The organism is Polynucleobacter parvulilacunae, assembly GCF_018881715.1.
Taxonomy (GTDB): Bacteria; Pseudomonadota; Gammaproteobacteria; order Burkholderiales; family Burkholderiaceae; genus Polynucleobacter; species Polynucleobacter parvulilacunae.
The window spans coordinates 679199-696426 of sequence record NZ_JACVPW010000001.1 but is presented as its reverse complement, the minus strand read 5'-3'; the positions used below and the strand labels follow the sequence as shown (position 1 = coordinate 696426).

Below are 17228 nucleotides of genomic sequence, written 5' to 3'. Positions count from 1 at the left end.
CCTGGACCAGCTAAGCCCATTATTATATCTTGCATGCCGAGCACTGTCAAAATCAATGACTTAAGCCAAATTCTGGCCCCAATTTCCTTAGATTTCAAGGCTTTAGACGAGGTTATCCGCCAGCGTTTGGCCTCAAAAGTCGCCTTAATTGACCAAATCTCGACCTATATCATCCAGGCGGGTGGTAAGCGGGTCAGACCAGCCCTATTGATGTTGGTGGCCAAAGCCTTAGCCAATGGCAAGGAAACGCCCCACACCCTAGAAATGTCCGCCGTTGTTGAATTTATCCATACAGCCACCCTGCTACATGATGATGTAGTCGATGAATCCACCCTTAGAAGGGGTCGTGAGACGGCAAATGCTGCTTTTGGTAATGCTGCCAGCGTTTTGGTGGGTGACTTCTTATACTCCCGAGCCTTCCAAATGATGGTCGGCCCAAATGACCTAAGAGTCATGCAAATTTTGTCAGATGCAACCAATACGATTGCCGAGGGCGAAGTGTTGCAACTTCTCAATATGAATGACCCAGAAGTAGATGAAGCTAGCTATTTGCAAGTCATCCGCTACAAAACTGCCAAATTATTCGAGGCATCCACGGAGTTGGGTGCAATTTTGGCAAACGCTACGGATGCGCAAAGAGAACAAGCGGCTGCATTTGGGCGCCACATTGGCACTGCATTCCAGCTCATGGACGATTTGCTGGACTACACCGCGAATGCTGCGCAAATGGGCAAGAATGCGGGTGATGATTTGCGTGAAGGTAAACCCACTTTGCCACTCATTTACTTACTAGAAAATGGCAGCAAAGAAGAGCGCCTCTTGGTTCGCGCAGCGATTGAACAAAATCAAGATTTACCAGATGATGTGTTTGCACAAATTCTGGCAGCCGTACAAAACTCTGGCGCGCTAGATTACACACAAGCAGCCGCAAAACGTGAAGCAGACTTGGCTTTAGCCTGTCTAAAGGACTTCCCAGTGAATGAGGCTAGCAGTGCGCTTCAAGCCCTGTGCGCATACTCACTCACGAGACAAACTTAAGTCCCAAGACTTTTAGTTCTAAGCTCACGCGCAGTAATTCGGGCTTGCTCTGCCTCTTCACGCAAGCGAGCGATTTCTTGTGGGGATAACTTCTCGAGATTGGAATAATCTAATTTCCATAATGGATCAGCAGACCAAATCAGCGGCGACTGAACTGTTGTACGTGGGGCGGGGGCAGATTCTAATATCCGCAAAGCCAACTCAAAACTAACATCTTGTGAGGATGCATCATTTGGTTTTGCGGCTGCGTTCCCTAGAGGGAAATCACTAAATAAAAATCGCGGCACTCCGCAATACTCAACAATATCTTTCGCAGCGCCAATTACTACAGTTGAAATTCCTGCAGACTCTAAATAGCGGGCCAACAAACTCTGACTTTGATGGCATATTGGGCAATTCGGAATTAATAGCGCCACATCTACGCCATCCGCCTTTAGCATCTCCATAATGATCGGCGCATCCACTTCCAAAGTGTGACGTTGACTGCGATTTGTCGGTAAGCCATAAAAGTTGGGCGACAACGCCCCCACCCTACCCGCCGCTACCGCCCGCTTAGCCGCGTCCAACGGAAACCAACAATTGCCATCTTCCATATTGGCATTCTTACGATCGATACCTACGTGTGCAATACGCAAATCAATATTGCCATCAATCGACTGCCGATAAGGTTGATAAAACTTCGCTGCAGCGTTGTAGGGCGCACCCTGGCTTTGAGAGCCTTTGCTGGGATCATAGGGAACGGCAGTAGTAATTAAGCCTAATACGGATTGATTGAGCGGCTTCTGAAGTGGGTTGAATGGCACATCAATGTAATGAGCCCATACGTAAGGATTCTCATAGCCCAGACCCAAGTAATAGCTGCGAGTGCGCTCTATGTAACGCACTGGCTGATCCTGTTCTGGTGCAAAAACGAGTTCAGAAGTCTTAGACATCAATTCATCCCTGTAAGATATTGCATATCAAATATTTAAACTTCATAGGAACTAATTATGGCTCAGTGGCTTAGATTTCAGCATCAAGGAAAAAGTGGTTTAGGGCAGGTCCAGGGCGATCAGATTGCTGTTTACGAAGGCGATTTATTCAATGCACCTAAGGCTACCGGCGTAACCATCAAATTAGCCGACGTAACAATTGATATCCCATGCACCCCTTCCAAGATGGTTGCGATGGTGGATAACTTTCATGCATTGGTAACCAAGCTTGAGCACGCAGTACCTGCTGAGCCTTTGTACTTCCTCAAAGGCAATAACTCCTTCTTAGCAGCAAACCAAGTCATTCGCACTCCAAAGTCGTATTCTGGAAAAGTAGTTTACGAAGGCGAGCTTGGCATTGTGATTGGGAAGCGCTGTCATGAAGTCGATGAGGCAGAAGCGGCTAAAGCGATCTTTGGTTACACCTGTATTAACGATGTCACTGCTATAGAAATCCTGAACCGCGATCCTGGTTACGCACAATGGACTCGTGCAAAGAGCTTTAATACCTTTGGCGTCTTTGGCCCATACATCACCACTGATGTGGATCCAAGCAAACTAATAATCAAGACAATTCTGAATGATCAAGAGCGTCAAAACTATCCAATAGCAGATATGATCTTCTCCCCTGCAAAACTGGTGAGTTTAATTTCACAAGACGTACCACTCTCGCCAGGAGACATCATTGCCTGTGGTACTTCAGTAGGCGTTGGCTCGATGAAGCCTGGCAGCAATGTCAGCATCATTATTGATGGCGTAGGACGCCTCGATAATCGCTTCGAGTAACACTAGGCATAGGCCGCATAAAACAAAAACCCTTGCTATGTTGAGTAGCAAGGGTTTTTTAATGCCGAAGATTTACTGCTTAGTAACCTGAAACTGATGGCAGAGCCAAACTTCCTTTAGAGGCCTGAACATTCTCATCCAAGTATTTGGTCAAAGCAAATACCGTATTCAAACAAGGTGTTGGAGTTTGCGTAATCTTGCCAAGCTCAATCACCGAACCCAACAAAGCATCGATCTCCAAGCTGCGGCCAGCTTCCAAGTCTTGCAACATGGAAGTTTTGTGTTTACCGACCTTTTCTGCGCCAGCAATACGACGCTCAATGTCAACACGGAAGGTTACGCCCAACTTCTCAGCGATAGTCTGAGCCTCAGCCATCATGTTGCGCGCCAACTCTTTGGTTAATGGATATTGGCAGATGCCTTCCAAGGTGCCATGTGTCAGTGAGCTAATTGGATTGAAGGTCATATTGCCCCAAAGCTTGAGCCAGATTTCTGAGCGGATGTCATCCAAAATGGGTGACTTAAATCCAGCCACGCCCATCATCTCAGACATCTTCTGAATACGCTCAGTAGTCTTACCGTCTAACTCACCCAATGGGAAGCGATTACCTTCAACGTGACGAATCACGCCTGGTGCTTGAGTAAAGGTAGCTGGATACACAACGCAGCCAATGATGTTGTTTGGATTAATTTTGTTCTTAGCTACGCCGCCAGCATCTACAGTCTCAACCGAATGATCTTGATACTCGCCGCCTAACTTCTGGAAATACCACCAAGGAATTCCGTTTTGCATTGGGATCAAAATAGTTTCTGGTCCCATGATTGCTGCTAAGTCATCAATGATTGGTTCCACCTGGTGAGCCTTCACGGCCAGAATGACAACATCTGGTGTCTCTGCATCACGAATTTTTTCTACCGCTTTTACTTGGGCAACCAAAGGTTCTGGCTGGTCATCCATGATTAAAGCCAGGCCACGCTCTTTAATCGCAGCTAAAGTAGCGCCGCGCGCAACAACAGTAACGTCATTACCCGCCCTCGCCAACATCACAGCTAAGTAGCCGCCAATAGCGCCACCTCCACCGATCACACAGATTTTCATAGGAACTCCATAAGAACTAAAAATTTTGTATTGGGATTATTCTAATTGGGTTCTTGCGCTGCAGCAATTTTAATTGCCTACTTTTTAAGCAATTAACACCTTAAACAGCCTTTAAAGAGTCTTTTGGTACTAGACTGCCCAAAATCATGCCAGCGATACTCGCAAATAAACCGGCCAATTGGGGCGGCAAAATAGAATTTGGCGCCAAGATTTCGCAACTAATCCAGATGGTGAGTCCTCCCACTACTGCCAACAAGCCACCGAGAGAATTCGCTCTTGACCAGTACACGCCGAATGCCAATGGCACAAATGCAGCAACCAAGGTCACTTTGTAGGCACTCTCAACCATCTTAAAAATAGAGAGCTCGGAATTCACAGCAAAGAAAGTCACCACCACCGCAAAACACAAAACGGTAATCCGCATCACCTTTAATAAATCACGATCAGACAAGTGCTTAAAAAATCCACGGACAATATTTTCAGCAAAGGTTACTGAAGGCGCTAATAAGGTTGCACTGGCACAACTCTTAATTGCCGATAGCAGCGCCCCAAAGAACATCACCTGCGCAATGAGTGGCGCATGATTGAGAATCAATTTGGGCAAAATCATTTGCGGATCAGTAGCGAGGTATTGCTTTACCAAATCTGGACTAATCAAAGTTGCTGAATAAGCCAAATACATGGGCACAAATGCAAAAATAAAATAGAGCACACCACCGAGTAAGGCTGCTTGAACTGCAATATTCACGTTCTTAGATGAGGTAATACGCTGAAAGACATCCTGCTGCGGTATGGACCCCAACATCATGGTGCATAGAGCAGCCACAAAACCTAAGATCGATGCCAGATTCATATCTGGCCAGAAGTTGCTAAATTGTCCAGCAGCCGCCGCATGCTCAAGCACTACGCCAATGCCGCCGGTCTGGGCCGTCATCTCACCGCCGATATAGAGCATGCCAATCACGATGATGATCATCTGAATAAAGTCAGTGATCGCAACTGACCACATACCGCCGAATAAGGTGTAAATCAAAACACTAGCAGCGCCAATGATCATGCCGCCTGTCTGGGTAATACTGCCTTCCGACACCACATTAAATACAAGACCGAGTGCCTTAATTTGCGCAGCAACCCAACCCAAATAAGAAACCACGATACAGAGCGTTACCAAAACCTCAACCGTACGACCGTATTTCTCACGAAAGAAATCGCCAATGGTCAACATACGACGGTTATAAAGATGGCGCGCAAAAAAGAGGCCTACCAGAATCAAACAAAGGGAGGATCCGAATGGGTCCGAAACTACTCCGCCCAGACCTTCTTTAAGAAATGTGGCTGGAATCCCTAAAACCGTTTCAGAACCAAACCAGGTTGCAAAGACAGTAGCCGTAACAATCGGCAAAGGCAGACTATGGCCAGCCGCAGCAAAGTCGGCAGTATTTTTCACCCGCAAGGCAGCCCACAGGCCAATACCAACGGAAATAACCCAGTAAATGATGACGAACCAAATAAGCACGCCTTAATACTCCTTCTGAAATTTGATGAAATTATATGGCTATGTCACTTTTGGCAGTTAGCAAAAAACGCTTCTTTGGAGCATCACAGGAAAGATGCCGGTCTGACATAATTCAAGAGTGAGATCGCCCAACCAAACACAGCAAACCCCGACATTCAGCCCATCTGCCGATCTGGCATACCAAAAGGCCATTCTGGGTTCTGTATCACGCACCTTTGCCCTAACAATCCCACTATTACCCGCAAATATCGAAAAGGTTATCGGCAACACTTATTTGTTGTGCCGAATTATCGACACCATTGAGGATGCGGCAGATTTAAGCGCACAAACCAAGCAGTCACTATCAGCGCTATTTTTAAATGCAGTACTTGAAAAGGGTTCTGTAGAAAATTTTGTACAGCCCTGCCTGGATGCGTTAAAGAATTACAGCAATCAAGATGAGCTTGATTTAATTGCTCATACGCCAACTGTTCTACGCATTTTGCATACTTGCTCAAGCGATGACCAGCAAGCGGTCAGTCGCTGTGTTTCCATCATGTCCGAAGGGATGTCTTTTTTCCATGGGAAACAAAATCAAAGCGGCCTCCAAGACCTCGTTGAGTTTGAACAATATTGTTATGTAGTTGCAGGTGTTGTCGGTGAGCTACTAACAACAGTGTTTAGCAACCATTCTCCCGCATTCAAAAAACAAATGGTTGGACATGAAGATCTAGCCATTGCATTTGGTCAAGCATTGCAAATGACCAATATTCTCAAGGACTCCCCAGAAGATAAGGCACGCGGCGTATCCTGGAAGCCAGTGAACGTAAGTCAGACAGCACTATTAAAGATTGCCTACCAAAAGCTGCAAGACTCTCTTGATTACATTTTGCTGATACCTAAACAAGAACAAGGTATTAGACGTTTTTGTTTTTTGGCTTTTGGCTTAGCAGTCATGACACTCTCTAGAATTGCCAATCGCACACAATTTGACAACAAGGATGAAGTCAAGCTTTCGAGAAGCACTGTGATGAGTTTTTATGGCTTTACGCAGTGGGCCGTTAAAAGTGACAGCTTGATGAAGCTTTTTTTCTATCTCAGTAGTAGATCGCTCATCAAATAAGCAAGGCTACAAAACGCCTTCATGCTGTAAAAGCCAAATCTTAATTTGGCGATAGAGGCCAGGTGAGTTTTCTTTCATAAAACCCCCAATGCCCTGAGCTGAAATGACGCGATGGCATGGTGCAATTAAAGGATAGGGATTGGCACCGCATGCTGTACCCACTGCACGCGCCCCACTCCTAATCTTTTTAGCTATCTCACCATAGGTTCTTGTTTCACCTGTGGGTATATCTTGAATACTGGACCATACTTTTCGCTGGTGTTCAGTACCAGCAGGTTTGGTAGGCAGATCAAATTGCCAATGAGGGTTCCTGAAGTACGCTTTGCACTGTCGAGCAACCTCTTTGGCCAGCTGATTTTGTGGCGCGACTAAAACCGCATTAGCAGGCAAATAATCGATTCTGGAAAGCATCAAACTTCCATCAACTAACTCAGTCAAAATTCCGAGGCAGCCAAAAGGTGCTTCTATGACACAGTAGCTCGTGCCATTTGGGTTTAATGGGGTTGCTGAGGAAACCATATCAAGCCATTCTCACATAAATTAACACGAGTGATGACAGTCCTTTATTCCATGGCTATAGCTTGCTCAATGCCACTTTGCTATATTGACTCATCCTTACTTTTTTCAGGCAGACCTCATGGACACCTTTTTTGACGATTGGCCCTTTTATGGCCAAGTTGCTCTAGTCCTATTTTTACTCGCGCTCTCTGGCTTTTTCTCAATGGCTGAAACCAGCATGCTGTCCTCCAACCGTCATCGCCTGCGCGCAATGGCAAATGGCGGCAATACAGGTGCAGCACTCGCCGAAAGACTCCTAAAGCGTATCGATTCGCTGTTATCGGTACTACTAATTTCCAATAACCTTATTAATACTGTTTTACCAATTTTGGTAACGGGCATCGCCCTACATATTTTTGGTGATAGCGGCTTAGTCCTTTCTATTGCCACTCTTGTAGTTGCGCTACTCATCATCATTTTTAGCGAAATCACCCCTAAAGTGATCGGTGCGGCATTCCCTGAAAAGATTGCCTCTAATGTTGGCTGGTTTATCTTGCCGCTCACTTTTGTACTCAAGCCATTACTCTGGTTCATTAACAGCTTCGTCTCAGGCCTAATGAAAGTTTCTGGTCTTCAGTCTTCTTCAGATAGCAGGGCCATGAGCAAGGAAGAATTGCGGAGTCTAGTGCTAGAGTCAAGCCGCTTTGTCTCCAATCATCACCGCAATATTCTTCTGAACTTATTTAATCTAGAAAATATTACGGTCGATGATGTGATGACGCCAAGATCAAAGATTGAGGTATTAGATCTATCCAGACCGATTGATGAGGTAGTACAACAACTAGAAACCTGCTATCACAATAAATTGCCTGTCTGCGATGGCGATTCCGAACGCATTGTTGGCATTCTTTCGGTGAAGAAGGCCTTGTCTCTACTGGGAGATACCGACTTAAAACATGAAGACTTTAAAGCGCTATTGAATGAGCCTTATTTCATTCCAAGTGGTACGCCCGTCTTGCAGCAAATGCAATTCTTTCAAGATAACCAGCAACGTCTAAGTCTGGTTGTGAATGAGTATGGTGAAGTACTAGGCTTAGTAACCTTTGAAGATATTGTGGAAGAGCTTATTGGTGAGTTCACCACATCATTCTCCAATCTCTCAACCGATCCCCGCTGGCTAGCTGATGGTACGTACTTGGCAACAGGCGGCGCATCCTTGCGAGATCTCAATCGCCTACTCAATCTCAATCTTCCCTTAGATGGGCCGCGTACATTGAACGGACTTATTCTTGAAAAACTCGAGGCCATTCCTGATCATGATGTCAGCATTCGGATTGCGGGTATTGTGATGGAAATCGTTCAGTTTGATGACCAGGGCGTCAAAACAGTAAAACTATATCGGCCTACCACTCTGAATCAAGAACAAGATTGAGCGTTGCTAGCGATGACTCACTAATCATTCGCACTTGGTATGAAATCACCGCTCATGCCCTAGATGCTAGGGCGAGTGATATTCATATAGAGGCTGGCACACAGACCACACTTATCCGTATTCGGGTTGATGGTCTCCTGCAAATACAGTCGCAATACCCCATCGAATTTCATGACCGCCTTATAACGCGCCTCAAAGTTCTTGCACGCTTAGATATTGCTGAAAAACGCCTTCCACAAGATGGCCGTCTTTGTATTGGCCATGACTTTTCAAAACCCAATATTGATTGCCGCGTCTCAATACTGCCAACCCTTCATGGGGAAAAAGCCGTCATTCGTATATTGCCAAGTTGTATTGATGACCTAGATCTCAATGAACTTGGTCTGCTGTCGAGTCAATTAGAAATCTTCCAGAAAGCGCTTTCTCAATCGAATGGGCTCATCTTGGTTACAGGACCAACGGGAAGCGGAAAGACGCGAACACTCTATAGCTGCTTGCGTCAGCTCAACCAAGATCATCGCAACCTTTGCTCCATTGAAGATCCGATTGAAATCCGGCTAGCAGGTGTTAATCAAGTCGCGTATCACCCTAAAGCAGGATTAGATTTTCCGACCATCATTCGCGCACTACTAAGACAGGATCCCGATGTCATCATGATTGGAGAAATTCGAGATGCCGCTACGGCCCAGCTAGCCATCCAAGCAGCACAGACCGGACATTTAGTTCTGAGCACACTCCATACCCGCAATGCTTGCGGAGCTATCCCCCGCTTGAAAAACCTCGGGGTAGATCAGGAGTCGCTTGAATCCTGCTTACTCAGTGTGAGCTCGCAGCGTTTAGTGCGCAAGACCTGTCTTACATGTTCTAGTCAACATGCAACTGCTAAGGTCCAATGTACGAACTGCAAAGGCAGGGGCTACCTTGGACGAATGGGTGTTCATGAAGTATTGGGCAAGGCCCATCTATTTAACGCGCACGCTTCACATATCAGCATGCAAGAAGCTGGCTTAATGCACATCCAGACAGGACTCATCACTCAAGCGGCCCTAGATGCAGAAGTGGGTACATGGCATTAAGTAAACATGATCAACTTCATTTTGCAGAACAACTCTTAACGCTGCTTGAGGCAGGCCTGCCTCTCTTAAATACCATTGAGTTGATTTACTCAACTGCTCCGAAAGCTTGGCTTTCTTGGGTTGGCAGCATTCATGCACAACTCAAAAAAGGGAGAAGTTTTTCAGAATGCCTACGTGCCCAACAAGACTTATTTTCAATGGATTTTATTAATCTCATTCGTGTTAGTGAGCGTACAGGTGACTTCAATTTGGCACTGAAAATCATTTGCCAGCAGCTGGATGCGCAAATTGAGTTGCGCCGAAAAATTCAACAAGCAATGAGTTACCCCGTCATTACGTTAACAAGCTCCTGTCTTTTGGTAATCGTCATGATGATTTGGGTTGTACCTGTTTTTAAGGATGTTTTTACCCACTTCCAAGCAGAATTGCCAACCCCAACCAAAGCATTAATTCAGGCATCGTCCTGGTTTGAAGAGTTTTATATTGGAATAGCCTTAAGCCTAGGCAGCTTGATCGCAATCTTTGGTTTTGCATGGATAAAACTTCCTAGACTGCAAAAATATTGTGATCGCATGAGCTTTTGTATACCCATGATTGGTCAGCTACTGAGATTAGCCGTTCTTACTCACTGGTGCAGGACGCTAGGCCACCTTTTAAAGTCTGGCTTACCTCTTCCAGATGCTCTAAGAGTCACAGCGCAATCGTCCAACCACTGGCTGAGCCATGATTTCAGCGCTGAAATATTTAAACACTTAACCCGAGGTTGGCCGCTCGGCGATGCTATGGCTAAAGCAGATCCAAAGCGTCTACTATTTGATCTAGAGACATTACAGCTATTGCAGATAGCCTCTGAAAGTGGCGCTCTCACAGAAATGCTGCAACGACGTGCGTCGACATTGGGCTCTCAACTTAGCAATCGACTGAATACCTTAAGCCAAAGCTTAGAGCCTTTATTAATCATTATTGTTGGACTCATTATTGGAAGTCTGGTCATAATCTTGTATCTCCCCATCTTTAACTTAGGACAGATTGTGTAATGGGTAATATTCTGGGCAACATTGTTTTACTTCACTGGATCCAAGTGCCTCTTATCTTGGTCTTGGTGTATTTGGCTTATATTGATCTTCGCACCTTTCGATTGCCAGATGTCATCACCCTACCCCTGGTATTGTCTGGCCTAATTTTTAATGGCTTTTCTCAAGAGGGGCTTGTCCCTTTTCAAGACTCAGCTATTGGTGCGATCTTAGGCTACGCTTCTCTTTGGCTACTCAACTCAATTTACCGACTGACGAAAAAGCAAGATGGCATCGGTATGGGTGATGCCAAGTTATTTGCCGCCTTAGGCGCTTGGCTGGGCTGGTATGCATTACCCGGGATTCTGCTAATGGCATCCCTGACTGGACTGATTGGCGGCTTCATTTGGCTGCAATGGAATAAACAAAATCATCGCTCAGCCTTTCCTTTTGGCCCTTTTCTCGCTATTGCTGGCATCATTGAGCTGTTATGGCCACAGACCCTACAAACCCTCCTGCTGAGCAAACTGGCTTAGACATTCTCAAAGGGCTTGCGCCCTTTGTGGGTCTTACTGGTGGCATTGGCTCCGGGAAAACTGCTGTCAGCGATCGGCTTGCTCAATTAGGTGCAGGCGTTGTTGACACTGATCTCATTGCTCATCAGATCACCGCCTCCCATGGGGTAGCAATCCCTTTCATTCAAAAACAGTTCGGGGCAGAATTTATTGACTCTAGCGGGGCCTTGGATAGGGTGATGATGCGCAAGCTAGTGTTTGCCGATCCTGATGCAAGAAAAGCCTTAGAGTTAATCACCCACCCCCTCATTCGCAAAGAAACCATTCGGCAGGCCAAACAACTCATAGGGGATAAGGCCCCTTATCTTGTTTTTGTAGTGCCCCTGTTAATTGAATCGGGCAACTGGCTAGGCTTGCTGGACTACCTTGTAGTGGTGGATTGCCCAGAAGAGGTCCAAATTGAGCGTGTGATGCACCGCAGCAATTTGCCCCGAAATGAGGTTGAAAGAATTCTTAAAGCTCAAGCCAGCAGACAAGAGCGTATCGCCCATGCAGATATGGTTATTGAAAACCAAGGTAGTTTGGATAGCTTACAAGCCGAGGTTTTGAAGTTGCACCAAAAAATCTTACAGATTCAGAAAGATCGCACCAGTTCGTCATAGAATATGGGCTTGTGATTGTCTACGAATATCCCTTCAACGAATTAGTTCGAAGCATGCTTCGACTGGAGTATTTGTTCGCCCGTTTCAATCATTTTGTCCGCTCGGACGATCCAGAGTTACACCACAATGCCATCTCTATTTTGTTTGATCTTGGAGATATTGGTGCCCGAGGTGATATCAAGTCTTTACTGCTGAAAGAATTTGAGCGTCAAAAGTACGCGCTTAATGGCTTAAAGTCTTCGCAAAAAGTTGACCAAGAGGCGCTGACACAAACACTTTCTGAAATTGATGGTGTTGCTAGCAGTATTAATCAATCTGCAGGCAGACCTAACTCCGCTATTACTGAGAGTGAATGGTTGAACGCCATTCGCACTAGATTAAATATTCCAGGCGGTACAAGTCCAATTGATTTACCGAGCTATCACGCATGGAAAAATAGCCCCACATCTGAGCGTCGTGAGTTGTTGGAAAAATATATCGGCCCACTCCTGCCATGGCATGAAGCGTGTCAATTATTTTTGCGTCTACTGCGCCAATCAGGCGAGGCTAAGGATGTTGTTGCGCACAACGGATCTTTTCAGCAGGCGCCATCTGGCAAGGTGTATCAATTAATGCGCATCGCCGTTGAAGATGATGCTTTATTTTCAGAGATCAGCGCAAATAAATACTTGCTTTCAGTTCGCTTCTTAAAGTCCGATCGAGATAAAAAAGCACAGTTGGTAAATGCCGATGTGCCGTTCAAGCTAACCCTCTGTCAACTTTAAGCTAAAGATCTTCTAAGGCACTCCAGCATTGGCCAGGCGGCCGGTAGCAAGGGTCCAACACTTGGCTCTTCAGCAGTAATCAGCTGCCAAGATAGGGCCTGCCCCTCACACCCCTTGGGCGTACCAGACCAATCTCTAATAATGCTGACATACAGACGAACATATGCGTGAGGATAGTCATGCTCAAGAATGGTTAGCTCTTCACTGGATTGAATATCAATGCCAAGTTCTTCTTGTAGTTCTCGCTGCAGCGCTTGAAAAATAGTTTCCCCTTTTTCAACCTTACCACCCGGCACTTCCCAGTAACCAGCATAAGGCTTCCCCTCGGGTCTTTGCCCCAGGAGATAGCGACCCTCAGAATCAATCAAGATTCCTGCGGCAACAACAGTAACGGGTCGCTGAATATTAGTCATTCACTAATTATCTTAGGGTCTTGAACCAGCCCAATGCTTCGCAAATTGCCAAGCAACGCGACCTGAGCGTGAACCACGCTCCAATGCCCACACCAATGCCTCGGAACGTGCAGCTTCAATTTGAGCATTACTCAAACCAAAATGTTGCAACCAATGTGCCACGATTGCCAAATACTCATCTTGCTTTGGCGGATAAAAAGATAACCAAAGTCCAAAACGCTCAGATAAAGAGATCTTTTCCTCGACCACTTCACCTGGATGAATTTCCCCATCATCGCCATGCATATAACCCTCGTTATCTTTCATGTACTCGGGCAATAAATGACGACGATTAGAGGTGGCATAAATCAAAATATTGTCGACTTGGGCAGAAACAGAGCCATCTAAGGCTGATTTCATGGCTTTGTAGCCAGACTCACCATCCTCAAACGATAGGTCATCACAGAAAATAATGAAACGCTCTGGGCGCTCTGCCAAGAGTTCGGTAATGTCCGCTAAATCAGCTAAATGCTCTTTCTCAACCTCAACGAGGCGCAAGCCTTGATTGGCAAACTCATGCAAACTGGCCTTAATCAAGGAGGACTTTCCAGTCCCCCTGGCACCTGTTAACAAAATATTATTAGCGGGCTTTTTCTGAATAAAGTTTTTCGTGTTGTCACGTATTGCATCCCGTTGACGATCAATGTTTTGCAAATCCTCAAAGGTAATGTCAGACACATGCTTTACAGGCTGCAAAAAACCAATACTGCCAAAGATACTATCGCGACGGCGCCATCTAAATGCAGTGGAAGATTTCCACTGCTCTTCAGTCAAAGGCTTTGGCAAAAAAGTATCAAGATGGTCTAAAAGACGGTCTAATTTTTCATTCATATTTTTAGCAGTCTTTTATGAGCGGTAATCCGCATTAATTGATACGTAATCATGTGATAAATCGCAAGTCCACATCGTTTGTGAAGCATTGCCTCGGCCCAGATCAATCTTCACAGTGATTTCTGGGGCCTGCATTACACGCTGGCCATCAGCCTCTAGATAGTCGGGGTTACGGCCACCATTCTTAGCAACCCACACATCACCCAACCACATTTGCACGCGATCTACATCCAAATCCGCAATACCCGCATAACCAATCGCCGCCAGGATGCGCCCTAAATTCGGGTCGCTAGCAAAGAAAGCGGTTTTTACTAAGGGTGAATGCGCAACTGCCTTAGCAACTAAGCGGCATTCTGCAGGGGTCTTGCCACCCACTACCTCGATTGTCATAAATTTAGTTGCGCCCTCGCCATCACGCACAATCATTTGCGCTAACTTTTTAGCTAAGGCGATTAAGGCGTCTCGTAGAACTGCATAAACAGGATCATCAACTGATTTAATCTGCACTACCGACTGACCTGTCGCCATGATGATGAAGGAATCATTGGTCGAGGTATCACCATCAATCGTGATGGCATTAAAAGAGAGGTCGGCGATCTCACGAGTGAGGCTAGCTAAAAGACCAGGCGCAAACCCAGCATCAGTCGCAATAAATCCCAACATGGTTGCCATATTCGGGTGAATCATGCCAGCACCCTTACAGATGCCAGTAATGGTCACCTTACCCATAGGCGTATCAACCGTCACTGAAGTAGCTTTGGGCTGAGTATCTGTAGTCATAATCGCTTCAGCAGCATCAAACCAATGATCTTCACCTAAGTTAGCCACCGCTCTCGGTAAAGCGCTAATAATTTTTTCAATCGGCAGAGGTTCCAAAATCACCCCCGTTGAAAAAGGCAGAATCTGCTCTGGATTAATCTGAAGATCTTTGGCTAAAGCAGCGCAAGTCTCCAAGGCATGCTTCATGCCTGATTCTCCCGTCCCCGCATTGGCATTACCAGTATTCACTACTAGAGCCCGAATTTCACCATTACGACCATCTTGCGCCAAATGCTCACGGCAAACTTGCACAGGAGCAGCACAAAAGCGATTCAAAGTAAAAACACCAGCCACCTGCGAGCCGGGGGCTAAGGTCATCACCAATAAATCCTTGCGATTTGCTTTCTTGATGCCAGCTTCGGCTATGCCCATTTTGAAACCTTTGATGGGCTTCAATTCGGCTTTTTGGGGGAGAGGTAGATTAACTGTCATAGTTTGATAATTGTAGATGAGGCTCAAAAACAAAGCGCGCCTTCTGAGCGCGCTTTGTTTACTACCTTCTTCATGCAGGCGGTAGAAGTTATGCCTTAATTGGCAGCTCCCGAATTCGCTTGCCTGTAGCTGCTGCTATAGCATTTACTAAAGCTGGGGCCACCAAGGGCACCCCAACCTCACCCAAGCCGCCAGGTTTCTCTTGGCTAGGTACCAAGTGCACCTCAACTACGGGAACTTGATTTTGTCGCAAGCTAGGATAGTTATTGAAGTTAGTCTGCTGAACGCGACCATTTTCAATCGTAATTTCATTGCTTAGAGCTGCACTCAAACCATAAATCACGCCGCCAGTAAGTTGCGCCCTAGCTTGATCTGGGTGCACGGTAATTCCGCAGTCAGAAACGAAGGTAATTTTCTTAACCTTGCTACCACTGGACGCTGCATCTAATTCAAGAATGCAGGCTGAATAGGTGTCATAACACTCCATCTGAGCAACACCGAAACGTTTGCTACCAGCAACATAGCCCGATTTCTTAACGGCTAACTCTAGAACAGCTTTTGCTCGAGGATGCTTGCTTAATGCTGCTAAACGATAGGCAACAGGATCCTTGCCAGCAGCTTTAGCAGCCTCATCCACAAAACTCTCAATCGCAAATGCATTTAACGCATTACTAACTGAGCGCCAATAACCTACTCGAAGTCCAGTATCTGTAATCACGTTAGTGATTTCTAGATTAGGTATTTCATAGGTAATATTGTTTGAGCCCTCAACCATGAAAGGATCAAAACCATCTTTTACAAAACCAGGAAAGGCTCGCGCAGTTACTGACTGAGAAACCATTTTGGCCTTCATAGAAACCAACTGGCCATCCGAACCTAGCATGCCATCCACCTTATGAATACTCATAGGACGATAGAAGTCATGGGTAATGTCATCTTCCTTGGTCCAAAGCATCTTGACTGGCATTCCTGCTGCTTTAGAAATTTCAGCAGCCTGACGAATGAAGTCGAGCTCTAACTTACGGCCAAATCCACCGCCCAAGAAGGTTGTCTCAATCGTGACATCATCTGGCTTAACGCCAGCTGCCGCCGCAGCAACTGCCTGACCGCCTTGCTGAAACTGAATTGGGCCGATGATTCTGCATTTGCCATTAGATACATCAGCGGAACAGTTCACTGGTTCCATGGTGGAGTGCGCTAAGTACGGTAAAAAATATTGGGCGCTTAACGGCTTTCCATTTGCAACGGTAGCATTAGCATTACCCACCGTTTTAATGACGGCACCTTTTTTTGATAAACCATCTTCCAATGATTTGCGCACAACAGCATTGCTTAAGTTGGCATTAGATCCTTCGTTCCAGGTGATTTTCAGAGCATCTCTACCCTTGCGAGCCGCATAAAAGTCTTTCGCCAAAACAGCAACGCCATCAGATATCTGAACAACTTTAATTACTCCGGAAACTTTCATTGCAGACGAAGCATCAAAAGACGTAGGCGTACCTCCAATAACAGGGCACTGCGCTAAAGATGCAATTGCCATTCCTGGAATCTTAACGTCGATTCCATAAACTGCTTTGCCAGCAACTTTACTTGGCGTATCTAAACGACGCATCGTTTCTTTGCCAATCACCATAAAATTCGCGGGTGACTTTAGGGCTGGTTTTTCAGGGAGCGGTAATTTTGCAGCATCAGCGGCTAACTCACCATAGGTAGCGGACTTACCGCTCGAATGAGTGACCTTGCCATTCATTGCTTTACAGTCTGCAGCTGAGATATTCCAACGTTGAGCAGCAGCCTGCACCAAGACCGTTCGAGTTGCAGCACCAGCAGTTCTTAATTTATCAAAGGCTTCTCGCACTGAAGTTGAACCGCCAGTAATTTGACCGCCCAACATCGCATTGATGTAAACGGGGGCTACTCCTGCAATCTCAACCCGAATCATTGAAAGGGGTAAATTTAATTCCTCGGCTAACAAGGCAGGTAAAGAGGTATATACGTCCTGCCCCATCTCAGAGCGAGCACAAATGAGAGTAATTTGATTGTCAGGGGTAATTTGTACCCAAGCATTTGCTAAAGCAGGCTTTGCGGCATCCCCTACAGCAGCCTCGCTTGCTAGTGGCAGATGCATGCCAATGACAAAGGCGCCACCAAGTGCTGCACTTTGCTGAATAAATTGACGACGGCTACTGTTTTTTAAAGATTGGTTTTTCATGTGATCCCTA

The 17228-nt window shown here is 45.9% G+C and carries 17 protein-coding genes; 9 read left to right on the top strand and 8 right to left on the bottom strand.

The genetic code is table 11. The features are described from left to right. The first annotated feature begins 33 nt into the window (after positions 1 to 33). Positions 34 to 1038, top strand: coding sequence for a polyprenyl synthetase family protein (locus tag ICN18_RS03675; protein ID WP_216189131.1), 1005 nt, complete (start codon positions 34 to 36; stop codon positions 1036 to 1038). Here ICN18_RS03675 and ICN18_RS03670 read toward each other — a convergent pair. Then, complete coding sequence (locus ICN18_RS03670; RefSeq protein ID WP_216189130.1) at positions 1035 to 1970, bottom strand: glycine/betaine/sarcosine/D-proline family reductase selenoprotein B; 936 nt, start codon at positions 1968 to 1970, stop codon at positions 1035 to 1037. The two genes, ICN18_RS03675 and ICN18_RS03670, sit on opposite strands and share 4 nt — an antisense overlap. A gap of 57 nt (positions 1971 to 2027) precedes the next feature. Between ICN18_RS03670 and ICN18_RS03665 the strand changes: the two genes are divergently transcribed. Further along, a complete protein-coding gene (locus ICN18_RS03665) occupies positions 2028 to 2795 on the top strand; it encodes a fumarylacetoacetate hydrolase family protein (RefSeq protein ID WP_216189129.1) in 768 nt (255 codons plus the stop codon). Between the two features lie 79 nt (positions 2796 to 2874). Here the strand turns inward: ICN18_RS03665 and ICN18_RS03660 are convergent, their stop codons facing one another. After that, entirely contained in the window at positions 2875 to 3894 is a 1020-nt protein-coding gene (locus ICN18_RS03660) for a 2-dehydropantoate 2-reductase (protein WP_216189128.1), read from the bottom strand. 100 nt (positions 3895 to 3994) lie between these two features. After that, complete coding sequence (locus tag ICN18_RS03655; protein WP_216189127.1) at positions 3995 to 5410, bottom strand: high affinity choline transporter 1; 1416 nt, start codon at positions 5408 to 5410, stop codon at positions 3995 to 3997. A 118-nt stretch (positions 5411 to 5528) separates the two neighbouring features. On the opposite strand from ICN18_RS03655, the gene ICN18_RS03650 reads away from it, so the two are divergent. Continuing rightward, positions 5529 to 6512, top strand: coding sequence for a squalene/phytoene synthase family protein (locus ICN18_RS03650; protein ID WP_216189126.1), 984 nt, complete (start codon positions 5529 to 5531; stop codon positions 6510 to 6512). 6 nt (positions 6513 to 6518) lie between these two features. Here ICN18_RS03650 and ICN18_RS03645 read toward each other — a convergent pair whose 3' ends face one another. Continuing rightward, positions 6519 to 7031 carry a methylated-DNA--[protein]-cysteine S-methyltransferase gene (locus tag ICN18_RS03645; RefSeq protein WP_216189125.1) on the bottom strand — a complete coding sequence of 171 codons (513 nt, stop codon included), beginning with the start codon at positions 7029 to 7031 and terminating at the stop codon, positions 6519 to 6521. Between the two features lie 118 nt (positions 7032 to 7149). Between ICN18_RS03645 and ICN18_RS03640 the strand changes: the two genes are divergently transcribed. From ICN18_RS03640 to zapD, 6 genes are read left to right on the top strand one after another with little or no spacing between them, the layout of a single operon-like run. Beyond that, positions 7150 to 8442 carry an HlyC/CorC family transporter gene (locus tag ICN18_RS03640; protein ID WP_216189124.1) on the top strand — a complete coding sequence of 431 codons (1293 nt, stop codon included), beginning with the start codon at positions 7150 to 7152 and terminating at the stop codon, positions 8440 to 8442. Continuing rightward, a complete protein-coding gene (locus tag ICN18_RS03635) occupies positions 8439 to 9518 on the top strand; it encodes a GspE/PulE family protein (RefSeq protein ID WP_216189123.1) in 1080 nt (359 codons plus the stop codon). The genes ICN18_RS03640 and ICN18_RS03635 overlap by 4 nt, the downstream gene beginning before the upstream one ends. Then, entirely contained in the window at positions 9509 to 10555 is a 1047-nt protein-coding gene (locus ICN18_RS03630; RefSeq protein ID WP_216189122.1) for a type II secretion system F family protein, read from the top strand. The genes ICN18_RS03635 and ICN18_RS03630 overlap by 10 nt, the downstream gene beginning before the upstream one ends. After that, complete coding sequence (locus ICN18_RS03625) at positions 10555 to 11067, top strand: prepilin peptidase (RefSeq protein WP_216189121.1); 513 nt, start codon at positions 10555 to 10557, stop codon at positions 11065 to 11067. The genes ICN18_RS03630 and ICN18_RS03625 overlap by 1 nt, the downstream gene beginning before the upstream one ends. Beyond that, complete coding sequence (gene coaE / locus ICN18_RS03620) at positions 11022 to 11708, top strand: dephospho-CoA kinase (protein WP_216189120.1); 687 nt, start codon at positions 11022 to 11024, stop codon at positions 11706 to 11708. The genes ICN18_RS03625 and coaE overlap by 46 nt, the downstream gene beginning before the upstream one ends. A gap of 11 nt (positions 11709 to 11719) precedes the next feature. Then, positions 11720 to 12472: a cell division protein ZapD gene (gene zapD, locus ICN18_RS03615; RefSeq protein ID WP_216189119.1), complete on the top strand. Its 753-nt coding sequence runs from the start codon at positions 11720 to 11722 to the stop codon at positions 12470 to 12472. On the opposite strand, the gene mutT is transcribed toward zapD, so the two are convergent. From mutT to ICN18_RS03595, 4 genes are all read right to left on the bottom strand, one after another. After that, on the bottom strand, positions 12469 to 12885 hold the full coding sequence (gene mutT, locus ICN18_RS03610; RefSeq protein ID WP_216189118.1) for an 8-oxo-dGTP diphosphatase MutT: 417 nt from the start codon (positions 12883 to 12885) through the stop codon (positions 12469 to 12471). The two genes, zapD and mutT, sit on opposite strands and share 4 nt — an antisense overlap. 12 nt (positions 12886 to 12897) lie before the next feature. Beyond that, complete coding sequence (locus ICN18_RS03605; RefSeq protein ID WP_216189117.1) at positions 12898 to 13755, bottom strand: ATP-binding protein; 858 nt, start codon at positions 13753 to 13755, stop codon at positions 12898 to 12900. 15 nt (positions 13756 to 13770) lie between these two features. Continuing rightward, complete coding sequence (argJ, locus tag ICN18_RS03600) at positions 13771 to 15006, bottom strand: bifunctional glutamate N-acetyltransferase/amino-acid acetyltransferase ArgJ (RefSeq protein ID WP_216189116.1); 1236 nt, start codon at positions 15004 to 15006, stop codon at positions 13771 to 13773. A gap of 88 nt (positions 15007 to 15094) precedes the next feature. Continuing rightward, positions 15095 to 17218: a xanthine dehydrogenase family protein molybdopterin-binding subunit gene (locus tag ICN18_RS03595; protein WP_216189115.1), complete on the bottom strand. Its 2124-nt coding sequence runs from the start codon at positions 17216 to 17218 to the stop codon at positions 15095 to 15097. Positions 17219 to 17228 lie beyond the last annotated feature (10 nt).

Excerpts from the sequence above, each read along its gene's own strand:
- ICN18_RS03660 (WP_216189128.1), bottom strand. The coding sequence starts at position 3,894 with ATGAAAATCTGTGTGATCGGTGGAGGTGGCGCTATTGGCGGCTACTTA.
- ICN18_RS03595 (WP_216189115.1), bottom strand. The coding sequence starts at position 17,218 with ATGAAAAACCAATCTTTAAAAAACAGTAGCCGTCGTCAATTTATTCAG.
- ICN18_RS03665 (WP_216189129.1), top strand. The coding sequence starts at position 2,028 with ATGGCTCAGTGGCTTAGATTTCAGCATCAAGGAAAAAGTGGTTTAGGG.
- ICN18_RS03670 (WP_216189130.1), bottom strand. The coding sequence starts at position 1,970 with ATGTCTAAGACTTCTGAACTCGTTTTTGCACCAGAACAGGATCAGCCA.
- ICN18_RS03645 (WP_216189125.1), bottom strand. The coding sequence starts at position 7,031 with ATGGTTTCCTCAGCAACCCCATTAAACCCAAATGGCACGAGCTACTGT.
- argJ (WP_216189116.1), bottom strand. The coding sequence starts at position 15,006 with ATGACAGTTAATCTACCTCTCCCCCAAAAAGCCGAATTGAAGCCCATC.
- ICN18_RS03605 (WP_216189117.1), bottom strand. The coding sequence starts at position 13,755 with ATGAATGAAAAATTAGACCGTCTTTTAGACCATCTTGATACTTTTTTG.
- mutT (WP_216189118.1), bottom strand. The coding sequence starts at position 12,885 with ATGACTAATATTCAGCGACCCGTTACTGTTGTTGCCGCAGGAATCTTG.
- ICN18_RS03625 (WP_216189121.1), top strand. The coding sequence starts at position 10,555 with ATGGGTAATATTCTGGGCAACATTGTTTTACTTCACTGGATCCAAGTG.
- ICN18_RS03640 (WP_216189124.1), top strand. The coding sequence starts at position 7,150 with ATGGACACCTTTTTTGACGATTGGCCCTTTTATGGCCAAGTTGCTCTA.
- ICN18_RS03630 (WP_216189122.1), top strand. The coding sequence starts at position 9,509 with ATGGCATTAAGTAAACATGATCAACTTCATTTTGCAGAACAACTCTTA.
- coaE (WP_216189120.1), top strand. The coding sequence starts at position 11,022 with ATGGCCACAGACCCTACAAACCCTCCTGCTGAGCAAACTGGCTTAGAC.
- ICN18_RS03675 (WP_216189131.1), top strand. The coding sequence starts at position 34 with ATGCCGAGCACTGTCAAAATCAATGACTTAAGCCAAATTCTGGCCCCA.